This is a genomic window from Thermobispora bispora DSM 43833, assembly GCF_000092645.1.
Lineage (GTDB): Bacteria > Actinomycetota > Actinomycetes > Streptosporangiales > Streptosporangiaceae > Thermobispora > Thermobispora bispora.
On record NC_014165.1, the window covers coordinates 3,530,753 to 3,545,397 of the forward strand.

18 protein-coding genes are annotated in these 14,645 nt (G+C 73.3%); 10 read left to right on the plus strand and 8 right to left on the minus strand.

The window, feature by feature from the left end:
* Positions 1 to 167: 167 nt before the first annotated feature.
* The 3 genes from TBIS_RS14920 (at position 168) to TBIS_RS14930 (ending at position 1,878) form a co-directional block, all read left to right on the plus strand.
* Positions 168 to 770, plus strand: a complete 603-nt coding sequence (locus TBIS_RS14920; RefSeq protein WP_013133236.1) for a biotin transporter BioY — start codon at positions 168 to 170, stop codon at positions 768 to 770.
* 219 nt (positions 771 to 989) lie between these two features.
* Positions 990 to 1,319 (plus strand): hypothetical protein, encoded by a 330-nt coding sequence (locus tag TBIS_RS14925; RefSeq protein ID WP_013133237.1) that lies wholly within the window; start codon positions 990 to 992, stop codon positions 1,317 to 1,319.
* Positions 1,320 to 1,482: 163 nt separating this feature from the next.
* The gene (locus TBIS_RS14930; protein WP_013133238.1) at positions 1,483 to 1,878 is read left to right on the plus strand and encodes a hypothetical protein; all 396 of its coding nucleotides are present in this window, start codon (positions 1,483 to 1,485) and stop codon (positions 1,876 to 1,878) included.
* 199 nt (positions 1,879 to 2,077) lie between these two features.
* Here the strand turns inward: TBIS_RS14930 and TBIS_RS14935 are convergent, their stop codons facing one another.
* Entirely contained in the window at positions 2,078 to 3,079 is a 1,002-nt protein-coding gene (locus tag TBIS_RS14935) for an EamA family transporter (RefSeq protein ID WP_013133239.1), read from the minus strand.
* Between the two features lie 86 nt (positions 3,080 to 3,165).
* Here TBIS_RS14935 and TBIS_RS14940 point away from each other — a divergent pair, with 86 nt between their 5' ends.
* From TBIS_RS14940 to TBIS_RS14950, 3 genes are read left to right on the plus strand one after another with little or no spacing between them, the layout of a single operon-like run.
* Positions 3,166 to 4,374, plus strand: a complete 1,209-nt coding sequence (locus tag TBIS_RS14940; protein ID WP_013133240.1) for a magnesium transporter MgtE N-terminal domain-containing protein — start codon at positions 3,166 to 3,168, stop codon at positions 4,372 to 4,374.
* Positions 4,367 to 4,837, plus strand: coding sequence for a DUF1003 domain-containing protein (locus TBIS_RS14945; protein ID WP_013133241.1), 471 nt, complete (start codon positions 4,367 to 4,369; stop codon positions 4,835 to 4,837). Before TBIS_RS14940 ends, TBIS_RS14945 begins: the two co-directional genes overlap by 8 nt.
* A gap of 47 nt (positions 4,838 to 4,884) precedes the next feature.
* The gene (locus tag TBIS_RS14950; RefSeq protein WP_013133242.1) at positions 4,885 to 6,021 is read left to right on the plus strand and encodes an Mrp/NBP35 family ATP-binding protein; all 1,137 of its coding nucleotides are present in this window, start codon (positions 4,885 to 4,887) and stop codon (positions 6,019 to 6,021) included.
* A 546-nt stretch (positions 6,022 to 6,567) separates the two neighbouring features.
* On the opposite strand, the gene TBIS_RS14955 is transcribed toward TBIS_RS14950, so the two are convergent.
* The 3 genes from TBIS_RS14955 to sigE all read right to left on the minus strand — a co-directional run bounded on the left by TBIS_RS14955 (position 6,568) and on the right by sigE (position 8,248).
* Positions 6,568 to 6,930, minus strand: a complete 363-nt coding sequence (locus TBIS_RS14955; RefSeq protein ID WP_013133243.1) for a sec-independent translocase — start codon at positions 6,928 to 6,930, stop codon at positions 6,568 to 6,570.
* A gap of 137 nt (positions 6,931 to 7,067) precedes the next feature.
* Positions 7,068 to 7,646, minus strand: a complete 579-nt coding sequence (locus tag TBIS_RS14960) for an anti-sigma factor family protein (protein ID WP_013133244.1) — start codon at positions 7,644 to 7,646, stop codon at positions 7,068 to 7,070.
* Positions 7,643 to 8,248 (minus strand): RNA polymerase sigma factor SigE, encoded by a 606-nt coding sequence (sigE, locus tag TBIS_RS14965; protein ID WP_050760706.1) that lies wholly within the window; start codon positions 8,246 to 8,248, stop codon positions 7,643 to 7,645. The genes TBIS_RS14960 and sigE overlap by 4 nt, the downstream gene beginning before the upstream one ends.
* Before the next feature lie 186 nt (positions 8,249 to 8,434).
* Between sigE and TBIS_RS14970 the strand changes: the two genes are divergently transcribed.
* Positions 8,435 to 9,064 carry an O-methyltransferase gene (locus TBIS_RS14970; RefSeq protein WP_013133246.1) on the plus strand — a complete coding sequence of 210 codons (630 nt, stop codon included), beginning with the start codon at positions 8,435 to 8,437 and terminating at the stop codon, positions 9,062 to 9,064.
* Positions 9,065 to 9,099: 35 nt separating this feature from the next.
* On the opposite strand, the gene TBIS_RS14975 is transcribed toward TBIS_RS14970, so the two are convergent.
* Both TBIS_RS14975 and TBIS_RS18755 read right to left on the minus strand, forming a co-directional pair.
* Positions 9,100 to 10,539: a leucyl aminopeptidase family protein gene (locus TBIS_RS14975; RefSeq protein WP_013133247.1), complete on the minus strand. Its 1,440-nt coding sequence runs from the start codon at positions 10,537 to 10,539 to the stop codon at positions 9,100 to 9,102.
* A gap of 84 nt (positions 10,540 to 10,623) precedes the next feature.
* Positions 10,624 to 10,791, minus strand: a complete 168-nt coding sequence (locus TBIS_RS18755; RefSeq protein WP_013133248.1) for a DUF3117 domain-containing protein — start codon at positions 10,789 to 10,791, stop codon at positions 10,624 to 10,626.
* Between the two features lie 243 nt (positions 10,792 to 11,034).
* Here TBIS_RS18755 and TBIS_RS14985 point away from each other — a divergent pair, with 243 nt between their 5' ends.
* Positions 11,035 to 11,856, plus strand: a complete 822-nt coding sequence (locus TBIS_RS14985) for an enoyl-CoA hydratase/isomerase family protein (RefSeq protein WP_013133249.1) — start codon at positions 11,035 to 11,037, stop codon at positions 11,854 to 11,856.
* On the opposite strand, the gene TBIS_RS14990 is transcribed toward TBIS_RS14985, so the two are convergent.
* Entirely contained in the window at positions 11,822 to 12,397 is a 576-nt protein-coding gene (locus TBIS_RS14990) for a DNA-3-methyladenine glycosylase I (RefSeq protein ID WP_013133250.1), read from the minus strand. The two genes, TBIS_RS14985 and TBIS_RS14990, sit on opposite strands and share 35 nt — an antisense overlap.
* Entirely contained in the window at positions 12,391 to 12,801 is a 411-nt protein-coding gene (locus tag TBIS_RS14995; protein ID WP_013133251.1) for a hypothetical protein, read from the minus strand. Before TBIS_RS14995 ends, TBIS_RS14990 begins: the two co-directional genes overlap by 7 nt.
* A gap of 45 nt (positions 12,802 to 12,846) precedes the next feature.
* On the opposite strand from TBIS_RS14995, the gene TBIS_RS15000 reads away from it, so the two are divergent.
* Positions 12,847 to 13,122 (plus strand): hypothetical protein, encoded by a 276-nt coding sequence (locus TBIS_RS15000; protein ID WP_041431664.1) that lies wholly within the window; start codon positions 12,847 to 12,849, stop codon positions 13,120 to 13,122.
* Positions 13,123 to 13,336: 214 nt separating this feature from the next.
* The gene (dapE, locus tag TBIS_RS15005; RefSeq protein WP_013133252.1) at positions 13,337 to 14,392 is read left to right on the plus strand and encodes a succinyl-diaminopimelate desuccinylase; all 1,056 of its coding nucleotides are present in this window, start codon (positions 13,337 to 13,339) and stop codon (positions 14,390 to 14,392) included.
* The last annotated feature ends 253 nt before the right edge of the window (positions 14,393 to 14,645 follow it).

Consider the following 14,645-nt stretch of genomic DNA (forward strand, 5'->3'; position numbering starts at 1 on the left):
CGGGCGATCGGCCGGAGGAATGTAGGTCACCGACAAATCAGGTCGATCGTTCTTTGAAGTCTGGACGGTAGGGTGCGCCCCGATCCGGGCGAACAATGGAAAACCGGTGACATCCTCCGCGCCCGACCGGGCGCCGGGCAACGTGCGTCTCACACAGGGAGCTATCGATGGTCAACGCCGCCGCGGGGGCACGCCCCGCCGTCCTCTCCGACCTCGTCCCCGGGGTACCCGCCCTTCCCGGAACGGCGGGCGTCCGGGTGCGCGACGCCGCCTTGGTGGTGGCCGGCGCGGTCCTGACCGGACTCTCCGCGCAGCTCAGCGTCCCGATCCCCGGCTCCCCCGTCCCGGTCACCGGCCAGACGCTCGCCGTCCTCCTGGTCGGCGCCGCGCTGGGTCTGCACCGCGCGCTCCTCAGCATGCTGCTGTACGTGCTCGCCGGCATCGCGGGCGTGCCGTGGTTCTCCGATGGCTCCTCCGGGTTCGGCGGGGCCACGTTCGGGTACGTGCTCGGGTTCATCGCCGCCGCCTCCCTGGTCGGGTGGCTCGCGCAGCGCGGCGGTGACCGCACCGTGCTCCGGACCATCGGCACGATGGCCCTCGGCAACCTGGTGATCTACTCCTTCGGCCTGCCCGTGCTCGTCGCCACGACCGGCATGGACCTCGGCACCGCCCTGGTCAAGGGCGCGGGCGTCTTCGTCGTCGGCGACCTCATCAAGATCGTGATCGCGGCCGGCCTGCTCCCCGCCGCGTGGAAGCTGGCGAGCCGCTGACCGTTCCGGCCTCCCGGTGCGCCCCGGCCCGCGCGCGGGCCGGGGCGCCGTCATGTCCCGGGCCTGACGCCCGGGTCAGGAAGACCTCCCGTGCTCCGCTGGACCGCGGCTCCTCCGGCTCCCGGTAGGGGCGCAGGTCGGCGCGGAAGCACGAGCCCCGCTCGCCCGCGACCACGAGCGTGCCGCCGTGGGCGCGGCGTTCCCCGGGGTACGGGCCGCGTGATCGTGGCGGACGAGAGCGGCGAGGTCCGCGTGGTGGACGGCGGCAAGGCCCCGGCCGGCTCCGGCGGCGCGGGCTGCCCGGCCCCCGGCGCCGGCGGGCGCCCGGTCAAGACCGTGGAGGTGAAGGACGGCAAGGTCTACCGCGACGGCGAGGAGATCGGCCGCGTGCCCGGCGATAGGAAGGCGCCGCTGACCGTGTCCGTGGTGGACGGGGAGGTCCGCATCGGCGAGGACGGCCGGCCTGCGGCCGGTGCCCGCGCCACCCGCCGGGCCGGCGCCGGTGGCGAGGCCGGCGGCCCGGCCGTCGCCTGCGTCGAGGACCGCTGAGCCCGGACCCGGTGACGGCGCCGCTCGGCGTCCCGGTGACCGGGTGCCCGCCGCCGGTCCGCGTGGGCCGGCGGCGGCACGGTCCGCGCCGTGGCGGGGTGCGGGTGACGCCCCGGCCCGCGCACCGGTGGGCGCCCGGTCGTGAGACGCTGGCGTCGTGAGCATGCCGCTGATCGAAGAGGGTGCGAAGAGATCGAGCGTGCTGTGGCTCGGGCTCCCCGCGGGCTGGCGGCTGGCCTGGCATGTCTGGCACGACGGCGCCATCTACGTGGTGACCGGCGGCGGGGAGCAGGAGCTGCCCGGGCTGACCGAGGCCGCCGAGGTGGAGGTCGTCCTCCGGAGCAAGGACAGCGGCGCCGAGCTGGTCCGGTTCCCCGCGTCCGTGGCGGTGGTGGATCAGGCGTCCGCCCCGGAGGCGGTGGCGGCGCTCGCCAAGGAGCGGCTCAACGCGGCCGACCCGGCGCACCTGATGGAGCACTGGGCCCGGCACGCCGCCGTGGTACGGCTCACGCCCCGACCGCGCGCCACCACGCACGAGCCGGGCGCCACCGCGCATTAGCAGGGCATACCACGGGCTAACCGGGTAGCGCCGCGCACCCGCCGGGCACCACGGGCTACCGGGCGGCGCGCGGGGGAGCCGGGAGCCACCGCGGGTGAGCCGGGTGCCGCTCTGGGGAGGCCGGGCGGCACTCCGGGGAGACCGGGCGGCGTGGCGAGGAACCCGGCCCGGCCGTGCCCCTCGGCCGCGCCGGTCGGGCTCACGCCTGGTCCGCGGAGCGTTCCAGCACCTGGGCGGCCGCGGCGGACCGCCCGGCCGTACACGACGGCTCCGGGTGGGCCGCCCCGGCCGGTCCGGCGTGCGCCGGGCGGGCGGTGGCCGTCTGGGCGACCAGGGCGCCGGCCAGCAGGATCACCCCGCCGATGATCTGCCAGGTGCCGAGCCGCTCCCCGAGCAGGACCCAGGCGATGAGCGAGCCCGCGACGACCTCGATGGACGCGACCGTGGAGCCGACGGCCGCGGAGAGCCTGCGCACCGCGGTGACCCCGGTGACGTACGCGGCGACCGTGGCGACGAGGATGAGGCAGCCGGCCGCGGCGATCGCCGGCAGGGTCCGGTCCCCGACCGTCGCGGTCCCGGTCAGGGCCGCCCAGGGGATGTCCCACGGGCGGGCGATCGGCAGGTACACGACGGCCGCGCCCAGCATGCCCCAGCCGATGAGGCCGAGCGTGTCGATGTCCTCTCCGAAGGAGTCGCTCATCAGGAAATATCCGGCACAGCACGCGGAGGCGAGGACGCCGAGCAGCAGCCCGATCGGGTCGAGGCGCATCCCGTCCCAGATCTGCACGACGATCGCCAGCCCGAGGATCGCGACGAGCGCGCCCAGGTAGGCGGCGCGCGGCAGCCGTACCCGCCGGACGAAACGCACCCAGAGCACGACCAGCACCGGGGCGGTGTACTCCATGAGCAGCATCACCCCGACCGGCAACCGGGTGATCGCGACGAAGAACAGGCCCTGCACGGCCGCGATCGCGATCAACGCGTACGCGGCGACGAACGGCACGCGGCCGCGGGGGATGCGCAGGGCGCCCGGCTTGACGAGCGCGAGCACGGTGACCATGATCAGCCCGGCTCCCGCCATGCGGATCCACGCCGCCTCCAGCGGGGTGAGCCCGGCCCCGCCGAGGAACTTCCCCATCGGTCCTGAGAAGCCGAAGCAGAAGGCGGAGAGGACCGCGATCGCCAGGCTGGCTGCCTTCATGCGAACCTACCCATGTAATTGCCAATAACCCGCGTTGATCCTGTCATATGCCGGGCGAACTACACATCTTTGCGTAACCTGACAGGGTGAATCGGATCTTCGTGGCCCGGCTGGCGGGCATGGCGGTCTTCGACCCGGCCGGTGACAAGATCGGCCGGATCCGGGACGTCGTGATCGCCCTGCGCGGCAGGCTGCCCCCGCGGGTGCACGGCTTCGTGGTCGAGGTGCTCCCCCGCCGCAGGGTGTTCCTGCCGATCACCCGGATCACCAGCATCGAGGCGGGCGCGGTGATCTTCACCGGGAAGCTCAACGTCCGCCGCTTCGAGCGCCGGGCGATGGAGACCCTCGCGATCGGCGAGCTGCTCGACCGCCACGTCGAGTACCGGGGCGAGCGGGTGATCGTCCAGGACCTCGCCATGGAGGAGCAGCACCCCTCCGAGTGGCTGATCACCAAGGTGGCGATCCGGCGCGGCACCCGCCGCCGGGGTGAGACGCTCATCGTCAACTGGGACGAGGTGAGCGGCTTCGAGAGCGTCCCGGAGGATCAGGGCGCCGCCTACCTGCTCGCCGCCTTCGAGGAGATGCCCCCGGCCGACCTGGCGAACATGCTCCACGACCTGCCGGGCAAGCGGATGGCCGAGATCGCGGCCGCGCTCAGCGACGACCGGCTCGCCGACGTGCTCGAGGAGCTCCCCGAACGGGACCAGGTGCTCGTGCTGAGCCGGCTGCGCGAGGACCGGGCGGCGAACGTGCTCGAGCAGATGGGCCCGGACGACGCGGCCGACCTGCTCCAGGAGCTCCCGCCCGACCAGGCCGAGCTGCTGCTGAAGCTGATGGTCCCCGAGGAGGCGGAGCCCGTTCGGCGGCTGCTCACCTACAGCGGGAACACCGCGGGCGGCATGATGACCACCGAGCCGGTGATCCTCCCGCCGACCGCGACGGTCGCCGAGGCCCTCGCCCACATCCGGATCGAGGAGCAGACCCCCGCGATCGCCGCCCAGGTGTTCGTGACCCGCCCGCCCACCGAGACACCGACCGGGAAGTTCCTCGGCACGGCCCACTTCCAGCGGCTGCTCCGGGAACCCCCGTCCACCCTGCTCGGCAAGGTGCTCGACGTCAGCGTCGACCCGATCGGGCCCGACCTCACGGTCCTGGAGGTGGCGCGCTACCTCGCCACCTACAACCTGGTCGCGGTCCCCGTCGTGGACGACCTGGGCCGCCTGATCGGCGCGGTTACCGTGGACGACGTACTCGACCACATGTTGCCGAAGGATTGGCGGGAGAGAAATGACTGATCGGCTCGATCAGCCACGCGAGCTGGCCCCGGTCCGCCTGCGCATCCACTACGACCCCGAGGCCTTCGGGCAGCTCTCCGAACGGATCGCCCGGTTCCTCGGCACCGCGCGGTTCATCGTTTACATGACCGTGTTCATCGCCATATGGCTGGTGTGGAACACCGTCTTCCCCGCCAGGTTCGACCCGTACCCCTTCATCTTCCTCACTCTGATGCTCTCCCTCCAGGCCTCGTACTCCGCGCCGCTCATCCTGCTCGCGCAGAACCGGCAGGCCGACCGCGACCGCGTCCAGTACGAGCAGGACCGGATCGCGGCCGCGCGGACCCAGGCCGAGATCGATTACCTCACCCGGGAGATCGCCGACCTGCGCCTCGCCATCCGCGAGATGGCGACCCGGGACTACATCCGCGCCGAGTTCCAGCGGCTCCGGGAGGAGTTGAACGAGCGGGGTTCGGGATCCTGACCGCCCCGGGTGTCTCCGCACGCCCGCCGAGTCCATAGCATGGAGGCATGGCACCATCCCTTGAACAGATCAAGGCCGCGCTGGCCACGGTTCAGGATCCGGAAATTCGCCGGCCGATCACCGACCTCGGCATGGTCAAGAGCGTCGATGTCGCGCCGGACGGGGTGGTGCGCGTAGGCGTCTACCTCACGGTCGCCGGATGCCCGCTCCGCGACCGGATCACCCGGGACGTGACGGCCGCGGTCTCCAAGGTCGAGGGCGTGACCAAGGTCCACGTCGACCTCGACGTGATGAGCGAGGAGCAGCGCAAGGAGCTGCAGGCCAAACTCCGCGGCTCGCGCGGACCGGAGAAGGAGATCCCGTTCGCCAAGCCGAACTCGACCACCCGCGTGCTGGCGGTGGCGAGCGGGAAGGGCGGCGTCGGCAAGTCGTCGATCACCGTCAACCTCGCCGCCGCGATGGCCGCCTCCGGGCTGAAGGTCGGGCTCATCGACGCCGACATCTACGGCCACTCGGTGCCGCGGATGCTGGGCGTCACCGACCGCCCCACCAAGGTCGAGGACATGATCATGCCGCCGGTGGCGCATGACATCAAGGTGATCTCGGTGGGGATGTTCAAGGCGGGCAACAGCCCGGTGATCTGGCGGGGCCCGATGCTCGACCGGGCGCTCTACCAGTTCCTCACCGACGTCTACTGGGGCGATCTCGACGTCCTGCTGCTCGACCTGCCGCCGGGGACCGGCGACATCGCGATCTCGGTGGCGCAGCGGATCCCGACCGCCGAGATCCTCGTCGTCACGACCCCGCAGCTCGCCGCGGCCGAGGTGGCGGAGCGCGCCGGTTCGATCGCCGCGCAGACCCACCAGCACATCGTCGGCGTGATCGAGAACATGGCGTGGCTGCCCTGCCCGCACTGCGACGAGCGGATCGCGGTCTTCGGCGAGGGCGGCGGCCAGGCCGTGGCGGACGCGCTCGGCCGCACCCTCGGGTACGAGGTGCCGCTGCTCGGCCAGGTGCCGATCGACATGCGGCTCCGCGCGGGCGGCGACGAGGGCAAGCCGGTGGTGCTCTCCGACCCCGACGCCCCGGTCTCCGCGGAGCTGCGCCGGATCGCCGCCGGGCTCGGCAAGCGGCGGACCGGCCTCAAGGGCCTGCGGCTCGACGTGAGCCCGGTGCGGCGCTGAGCGGCCAGGGCCAGGTCGCCGCACGGCCGCACGGAGCGCGATCCCGGCCGGCTCGCCACGGTCACACCACGGCATTCCCGGCCGGGCCGGTACGGGCGTCCGGTGTTCCGGCCCGCGCGTGCCGCGCCTGATCGCCTCACGGTCGTATAGCGCGACCCGATCACGCCGGCCTCAGGGGCTATGCATGGCCGGACCGCGTCGGCTACATGGATCGTCGGACCGCCGGCCCTCGTGGTGGTACGGAACGTCCCGGCACGGTCGCACGGAGCCACCCCATCACGTCGGTCTCAGGGGCGCATGGATCGCCGGGATCGTCCGGCCTTAAGGCCACATGGTCGCCGGGACCGCGTCCGGTCTCAGAGTCGTACGGAACGTCTCGGTGGCCTCGCGGTCGACCGAGCCACTCGATCACGCCGGCCTAAGGGGCATATGTTTGGCCGGACCACGTCGGCTCACATGGACGCCGGGACCGCGCCCGGGCCCCTCAGGGCCTACGGAACGTCCCGGTGGGCTCGCCCGAAGGCTCGTCCGGAAGAGCGCGCCCGGTCAGGTCGCCTCGGGGTCGTACGGCGGGATCTCGCCCACCCCCAGCTCGGGCTTCGCGGGCTGCGGATTCGGCACGGCGGTCGCGGTGGCCGCGGTGGCCGGGGTGGCGTTCCAGTCCCGTTCCAGGTCGTCGAGCAGGTGCTTGCGGACGAAGTTCCGCGGATGCAGGTCCGCCGGGTCGAAGTCGGCGAACTCCGGCCCGAGGTTCGAGCGCAGATCGGCCTTGGCGTTGTTCGCCAACCGCCGCAGCTCCCGGAGCGCGCGGGCGGCCTGCTGTGCCGCCTGGGGGAGCTTCTCCGGTCCGAACACCAGCAAGGCGATCACCACGAGCATCAGGATCTCGGGCCAGCCCAGTCCGAACACGGTGAACTCCTCCTGCGGCAACGTCTGGCTTCAGACTAACGCCACCCGCCGGGGCTCCGGACGCCGCCGGAGCGCCTCCGGGCGGCGGCCCGCCGGAACGGGGGCGCTCGCCGGTGACACCGCCCACCCGGGCCGGTTCAGCGGGACTGGGTGGGCGTGGCGCTGGGCGACGGGCTGGGCGACGGAAGGACCGCGGGAGTGGTCTGCACCCGCTGGAACGGGGACTGGTGCACCGGCGGGACGAACATCTCGCCCGGGGCCGGAGCCGGGTGGGAGCCCGCGCCGTTCACCAGGAACAGCGCGCCGAGCGCCATGGCCGCCGAGGCCATGCCCACCGCGACGTACGCGGCACGCCGATGCCGCGCCGGCCGGCCCGGGCCGTAGCCACCGGCGCCGCGCGCCGGGCGGTTGTCGAGCGGCCCCGGTCCGTGCATTCCAGGAAGCCCGGTGGTGCCGAAGACCGGGCGTCCGGGAAAGGGCCGCACTCTGGGCGGCAGTGGATCACCCGGCTCGGCCATCCGCAGCAGTGACATCGTGAGGTCCGCCGGCATGGCCGGCGGTTCGAGGGAACGGAGCCGGTTCTTCAGCATCCGCATCGACTCGACCTCGGCACGGCATTCCGCGCAGAAGGTGAGGTGCGCCAGCGCCCGTTCCCGCTCCGCATGGCTCAGCTCTCCGTCGATGAGCGCGGAGACGCGTTCGCCGAGATGACTCATCGTCCCTCCCTGCTGACCGTAGGGGGGGTCTGGTCGCCTTTTCGGTTCTCGGACGGCGCCCGGTGCTCGAGAGCCTCCCGAAGCTGGGCGCGGCCGCGGTGGATCCGGCTGCGCACGGTGCCGAGCTTCACGCCGAGCGTCGCGGCGATCTCCTCGTAGGAGAGCCCTTCGATGTCACAGAGCACCACGGCCGCCCGGAACTCGGGTGCCAGGGCATCGAGCGCCGCCTGGATATCTGGTTCGAACTGTGCGTCATGGTATGCCTGCGCCGGGGATGGTTCGCGGCCGTGCAGGCGCTCGGCCGCCTCGTCGGCCAGCCCTTCGAACCGGATGCGCTGCTTGCGCCGGGCCATGTCGAGGAACAGGTTGGTCGTGATCCGGTGCAACCAGCCCTCGAACGTGCCCGGGGTGTAGTTCGACAGCGAACGGAACACCCGGACGAAGACCTCCTGGGTGAGGTCCTCGGCGTCGTGCACGTTCCCGGTCAGACGGTAGGCGAGCCGGTACACCCGGGCGGAATGCGTACGCACGATCTCTTCCCAGGTCGGGGGGGTCCAACCTGGCAAGGCCGCCGCCTCAGCCTGGTGGTCGTCCACCGGCATTCCTCTCTGCACGGTCGTCGCTACCGCCATAGTGCCTGGTTCCGTCCCCTCCTGCGCGCCCCGGCCCGATAGTGACCCGATCGAAACCGTTCATTGCGTGCAACGCTTCCCGTGGGCCCTCTGGTTCCCGATCCGTCCGGTCTCCCCTAGGCTGCACGGCAGATGAGGCAGGGGAGGGAGAGGCCGATGGTGACACCGGCCAGCCTGGAATTCGCGGAAAGGTTCGTCCCGGAGGACGAGATCCTGCTGTCCGCCCGGCAGCGCGCCAACGAGGTCGGGGCGTACCCGGTCATGCCGGGGTGCGGGGCGGCGCTCTGCTTCCTCGCGACCGTGCTGGACGCCCGCGCGGTGGTGGAGATCGGCACCGGTTGCGGCGTCTCGGGCCTGTGGCTGCTCCGGGGCATGCGCCCGGACGGCACGCTCACCAGCGTGGACGTGGAACCCGAACTCCAGCGCATGGCGCGGCAGACGTTCGCGCAGGCCGGGTTCACCGGCAGCCGGGTCCGCCTGATCGGCGGGCGCGCGCTCGACGTGCTGCCCCGGCTCGCCGACGGCGGGTACGACATGGTCTTCTGCGACGCCGCGAGGTCCGAGTACCTCGCCTACCTGGGCGAGTCGCTGCGGCTGCTCCGGCGGGGCGGGGTGGTCGCCTTCAACGGCCCCTTCTACCACGACCAGGACCTCGAGCCGATCCGCCGCGACCCCGACACCCTGGTCATGCGGGAGCTCACCAAGCACATCCGGAACGAGGAGCGGCTCCGGCCGCTGCTGCTGCCGCTCGGGGAAGGGCTGCTCGCCGCGGTCAAGGTGGCCTGAGCGTCCGGGACTGGGCACCGTCCCCCGCCCCCGGCTCACCTGGACGCGGGCGCGGCCGGCCCCGTGCCCCATGCGGCGAGGTAGCGCAGGAGCAGCCGCACCCCGAAGCCGGTGCCGCCCTTGGTGATCTCGGCCTCGTCCGCCGCCGACCGGGCCGGTCCGGCGATGTCGAGGTGGGCCCAGGGCCGCCCACCGGTGAACTCGCGCAGGAACAGCGCGGCGGTGATCGAACCGGCCGAGCCCGTCTCGTCGCGGTCGACGTTGGCGAGGTCGGCGATGTCGGAGTCGAGCATCCCCCGGTAGTCCTCGACCAGCGGCATCCGCCAGAGCCGCTCCCCGCTCTCCTCCGCGGCGTGGAGCAGCCCGCGGGCGACCGCGTCGTCGGTGGCGTAGAGCGCGGCGTGGGTCTGCCCGAGCGCCACCCGGGCCGCGCCGGTGAGCGTGGCGATGTCGATCATCACGTCGGGGTCGAGCTCCCGGTGCGCGTACGCCAGCGCGTCGGCGAGCACGAGCCGCCCCTCGGCGTCCGTGTTGAGCACCTCGACCGTGCGCCCGCCGTACTGGGTGATGACGTCGCCGGGGCGCTGCGCCGAGCCGGAGAAGGCGTTCTCCGCGCAGGCGACGAGCCCGGTGACCTTGACCGGCGCCTCCAACGCCGGCAGGGCGCTCAGCACCCCGAGCACGGCCCCGCCGCCCGCCATGTCGGTCTTCATCAGCTTCATGTTGTCGGTGGGCTTGAGCGAGAGCCCGCCGCTGTCGAAGGTGATGCCCTTTCCGGCGAGCACGACGTGGCCGCGCGCCCCGGGCGGCGCGTAGCTCAGCTCGATCAGGCAGGGCGGGTGGACCGACCCCTGCGCCACCGCCCGGATCCCGCCGAACGGGGCGAGCTCGTCCCCCTCCCACACGCGTACGGCGAGGCCGGCGTCGGCGGCGATCTCCCTGGCCTGTTCGGCGAGCCAGGCCGGCGTCTTCACCGACGACGGGGTGTTGATCAGATCCCGGGCGAGGCCGGTGGCCCGGGCGATCACCTCGCCCCGGCGCACCGCCCGCTCGTCCGCGCCGACCAGCTCGATCCGGCGCACCGGGGCGGTACGGCTCGCGCCGATGGTGAACGTGTACCCGGCGAGCAGGGCGCCCTCGGCGAGCGCCGCGCCGTCGTCATGGTCCGGCAGGGTGATCTGGAGCCGCTCGCGGTCCTTCGCCTTCCGCGCCAGGGCGGCCCCCGCCTTGCGCAGCTCGGCGGCCGAGCCCGCGCCGATCCCGTAGAGCAGGACCCGGCCCACGCCGTCGCCGCGGGGGACGGGCACCTCGACCACCTCACCGGCCTCGCCCTTGGCCTGGTAGTGGTCGAGCAGCGCGGTCACCGGCACCGGTAAGTCGATCTTCGGGGGCGAGTCCGGCCCGAACGGCACGGCGACCAGCTCCGCGTCACCGCCGGGACCGTGGACGACGGCCAGTGTGGTGGCGATGGGCACGAAGACCTCCCAAGAAAACGGCCCCGGCACGGAGGGGCATCCCCGTCGCCAGGGCCCGAAGCATCATCTGGCCGGCCGAAGGGTTCAGCCGACCGCGTTCTTCAGCGCGTCACCGAGAGCGTTGGCCTCTTCCGGCGAAAGCTCCACGACCAGGCGGCCTCCACCCTCAAGGGGGACCCGCATGACGATGCCCCGTCCTTCTTTGGTGACCTCCAGCGGACCGTCACCGGTCCGCGGCTTCATCGCCGCCATGCGTGTATCCCTTCCCGCGTAGTCGGCTGCCCCGAAGGGTAACCGGCGTATTCACGTTTCTGTGATGTCTTATTATCCCGCCTCCGGACGCAAAAGGGTAACGGACCGGCTGCGTTCAGCCGATCATCGTCCGGAAAATCACCCCTGTCCTAGGTCGGCGAAGCGGTGGATCGTACCGTTGTCGAGTGGGAGGCGGCTTCGCCGCCGCAGTGTCCGTGACCCCCGCGACCCGAATGGAGCCACATGACTGCCTCCACCGGTCAGACCGCCGGCACGCCGACCCGCCCGCTCGTCCGGTACGAGGTCGGCGAGGCCGTCGCCACCATCACCCTCGACCGCCCCGAGGCGATGAACGCGCTCACCGACCGGCTCAGGGGTGAGCTGCACGCCGCCCTGCGCCGGGCGGCCGAGGACCGCTCGGTCCGGGCCGTGGTGCTCACCGGGACCGGGCGGGCGTTCTGCGCCGGCCAGGACCTGCGCGAGCTCAGCGGCGCGGTGGAGCAGGGGCAGGGCATCGGGGACCTGGTGCGCGAGCACTACAACCCCCTGGTGCTCACCATCACCGGCATGCCGAAGCCGGTCGTGGCCGCGGTCAACGGGGTGGCCGCCGGCGCCGGCGCGGCGCTCGCCTTCGCCTGCGACTTCCGGGTCGCCGCGGACACCGCCAGGTTCGTCATGGCGTTCACCGGGATCGGCCTCGCCCCCGACTCCGGCGCCTCGTGGACGCTGCAGCGGCTGGTCGGCCCGGCCCGGGCCAGGGAGATGCTGCTGCTCGGCGACCCGGTGGACGCGGCCCGGGCGCTGGAGATCGGCCTGGTGACCCGGGTGGTCCCCGCCGATGAGCTGCCGGCCGCGGCCCGGGAGCTCGCGCTGCGGCTCGCCCAGGGCCCGACCCTCGCCTACGCCGCGACCAAGCGGTTGCTGGACCACGCCGCCGCCAGCACGCTCGAGGCGGCGCTGGACCGCGAGGCGGAGCTGCAGGAGGGGCTCGTGCGCACGGCCGACCACGCGGCCGCGCGCAAGGCGTTCCTCAACAAGGAAAGGCCGCGCTTCGAAGGGCGTTGACCTCCTCGCGCACCCAGCACCCGGCGACGTGGTCGTTGACGATGCCGATCGCCTGCATGAGCGCGTAAACGGTGGTCGGGCCGACGAACCGGAAGCCGTGCCGCTTCAGCTCCTTGGCGAGGGCCCGGGAGGCCGGGGTCTGCGACGGGACGTCGGCGAGGGACGCGGGCGCGCGGGAGACCGGCTCGGCGTACTTCCAGACCAGCGCGGACAGGCCGCCGGGGAGCTCGAGGGCGGCGCGGGCGTTGACGATCGCCGCCTCGATCTTGGCGCGGTTCCGGATGATCCCGGGGTCGGCCAGCAGCCGCTCGACGTCCCGCTCGCCGAAGGCGGCCACCGCGGGGATGGAGAACCCGGCGAAGGCGGCGCGGAAGTTCTCCCGTTTGCGGAGGATGGTGAGCCACGACAGGCCGGACTGGAACGCCTCCAGGGTGAGCCGCTCGAACACGCGGTCGTCGCCGTGGACCGGCCGCCCCCACTCCTCGTCGTGGTAGGCGAGGTAGTCCGGTGCCGAGGTGGCCCAGGCGCAGCGGGTCACCATGACTCTTCCGCGTCCGCCCGGTCGTCGGACCAGCGCTCCGCCGCGGGCTCCCCGGCCTGCTGCGGCACCCCGCCCGGGGCGGAGAAGACCCGTGGCCGGTTGCGCGACCGCTCGGCGAGCAGGTCCGCCACCCGCCGTTCCAATAGCGCGATCCGCTCGTCGCGCTCCCGGAGCGCGACGGCGACCCGGCGCAGGGTCTCGTCGACGTGGTTCGTCTGGTATCCGACCAGGCTGATCGGTAACCGCAGCGCGGCCACGTCGGCCGCGGTGAGCCGGTCGGCGCCGGGGAGGTCGAGCGTGGGCTCGTCGGGCGGGAACACGGCGAGCTCGCCGCCGTGCCCCAGCGAGACCGCCACCACGCAGCCGATGACGGCGAGCCCGGCGACGATGAGGAGAACCAGCATGATAGGGAATCGTGCCACAGCGGCCGGGGATGCGAGCATGGAACCATGAGCCAGGTCATCGGCCCTGACGTGGAGCTCGACCCGGGGTGGGTGGAGGCCGGGTCGCTCGCCGAGGCGTCCGAGCTCGCCCGGGCGGGCCGTACCGTCGCCGTCACGCTCCCCGAGGACGAGACCGAGGCGATCGCGACCGCGGTCGCGTACGCCTGGGCGGGCGCGACCGTGTTCCGCACCTCCCATCCCGCGGTACGGCAGGCGCTCGACATGACCGAGGTGCTGCTCGGCCGGCGGCCGCCCGCCCTCGCCCGGCGCGGGCTCGCCTGAGGCCGCGCCCACGCGCCCGGTCCTCGCGGCCGCAAGACCGCCGTGGGCACCGCGCCCGCGCGCGCCCCCGGTCCGGCGGGAGAGACCCGCCTCCTCGGCACGCGCATCACCCCTGCCCCGCCTGCGCCCCTGGTCCCGCGGTGCGCGCGATGGCCGCCCCGGGTGCCGCCCAGGTGGTACGGCATGGCGCCGGCGGGCGCTAGGGTCAGGAGCCATGCGGCTTGACCTTGCCCAGGACGTGGGCGCGCTGACGGCGCGGCTGGTGGACATCGAGTCGGTGAGCGGCGCCGAGGAGGAGCTCGCCGACGCGATCGAGGAGGCGCTCCGCTCGCTCGGGCACCTGAGGGTGCTGCGGGACGGCAACAGCGTCGTGGCCCGGACCGAGCTGGGCCGCGCCGAGCGGGTGGTGATCGCCGGGCACATCGACACCGTGCCGGTGGCGGGCAACCTGCCCAGCCGGCTCGAGGGCGACCTGCTCTACGGCTGCGGCGCGGCGGACATGAAGAGCGGGCTCGCCGTCCAGCTCAAGCTCTGCCTGCTCACCGAGCCCAACCGCGACCTCACCTTCGTGTTCTACGACTGCGAGGAGGTCGAGGCCGAGCGCAACGGGCTGCTGCGGCTCACCCGCCGCCACCCCGACTGGATCACCGGCGACTTCGCCGTGGTGATGGAGCCGACGGACGGGGAGATCGAGGGCGGCTGCCAGGGCAGCCTGCGGGTCGAGATCGTGGTGCCGGGCGCCCGGGCGCACAGCGCCCGGTCCTGGGAGGGCGTGAACGCCATCCACGCGGCCGAGCCGATCCTCCGGATCCTCAACGAGTACGAGCCCCGGCGCCCGGTCGTCGACGGCCTGCAGTTCCGCGAGGGCCTCAACGCGGTCGGCATCCGGGGTGGCGTGGCCGGCAACGTGATCCCCGACGAGTGCGTGGTGACGGTGAACTACCGGTTCGCGCCGGACCGGACCCTGGAGGAGGCGTTCGGCCACGTCAAGGAGCTGTTCGGCGGCTTCGAGGTCCGGCTCACCGACGGGGCGCCCGGCGCCCGGCCGGGGCTCGACCACCCGGCCGCCGCCGCGTTCGTCGCGGCGATGGGCGGCACGCCGCGGGCGAAGCTCGGCTGGACCGACGTGGCGAGGTTCTCCATGCTCGGCATGCCGGCGGTCAACTGCGGGCCGGGTGACCCCAACCTCGCCCACACCGTCGGGGAGCACGTGAGCCTGGCGAAGATCGCCGACTGCGAGCGCCGGATGCTCGCCTGGCTGACCTCCTGAGCCCCCGCCGCGGACGCGGCGCGGCGATGGGACGGGAAAGCGGCTCTCCACGCCGGGCCGTCGAACGGGAAAGCCGCTTTCCCTCCCGAGCAGCACCCTCACCCATTGGACGCGGCCGTCCGCCGCCGCGGTTCCGCGTGTCCGCGGCGGGCCGGATCGCCGCCCGGCGGGCCAAGGGCGGAGCGCCGCCCGGCGGCACCGCGGCCCGGGGCGGAGCGCCGCGTCACCCGATCCCCCCGTATCGCGCTCGTCA

Coding starts and splice junctions, on each gene's coding strand:
- sigE (WP_050760706.1), bottom strand. CDS start 8,248: ATGCCGGTGGACGACCACCAGGCTGAGGCGGCGGCCTTGCCAGGTTGG.
- TBIS_RS14960 (WP_013133244.1), bottom strand. CDS start 7,646: ATGAGTCATCTCGGCGAACGCGTCTCCGCGCTCATCGACGGAGAGCTG.
- dapE (WP_013133252.1), top strand. CDS start 13,337: ATGCGGCTTGACCTTGCCCAGGACGTGGGCGCGCTGACGGCGCGGCTG.
- TBIS_RS15000 (WP_041431664.1), top strand. CDS start 12,847: ATGAGCCAGGTCATCGGCCCTGACGTGGAGCTCGACCCGGGGTGGGTG.
- TBIS_RS14990 (WP_013133250.1), bottom strand. CDS start 12,397: ATGGTGACCCGCTGCGCCTGGGCCACCTCGGCACCGGACTACCTCGCC.
- TBIS_RS14995 (WP_013133251.1), bottom strand. CDS start 12,801: ATGCTGGTTCTCCTCATCGTCGCCGGGCTCGCCGTCATCGGCTGCGTG.
- TBIS_RS14930 (WP_013133238.1), top strand. CDS start 1,483: ATGCCGCTGATCGAAGAGGGTGCGAAGAGATCGAGCGTGCTGTGGCTC.
- TBIS_RS14970 (WP_013133246.1), top strand. CDS start 8,435: ATGGTGACACCGGCCAGCCTGGAATTCGCGGAAAGGTTCGTCCCGGAG.
- TBIS_RS14985 (WP_013133249.1), top strand. CDS start 11,035: ATGACTGCCTCCACCGGTCAGACCGCCGGCACGCCGACCCGCCCGCTC.
- TBIS_RS14950 (WP_013133242.1), top strand. CDS start 4,885: ATGGCACCATCCCTTGAACAGATCAAGGCCGCGCTGGCCACGGTTCAG.
- TBIS_RS18755 (WP_013133248.1), bottom strand. CDS start 10,791: ATGGCGGCGATGAAGCCGCGGACCGGTGACGGTCCGCTGGAGGTCACC.
- TBIS_RS14920 (WP_013133236.1), top strand. CDS start 168: ATGGTCAACGCCGCCGCGGGGGCACGCCCCGCCGTCCTCTCCGACCTC.
- TBIS_RS14935 (WP_013133239.1), bottom strand. CDS start 3,079: ATGAAGGCAGCCAGCCTGGCGATCGCGGTCCTCTCCGCCTTCTGCTTC.
- TBIS_RS14945 (WP_013133241.1), top strand. CDS start 4,367: ATGACTGATCGGCTCGATCAGCCACGCGAGCTGGCCCCGGTCCGCCTG.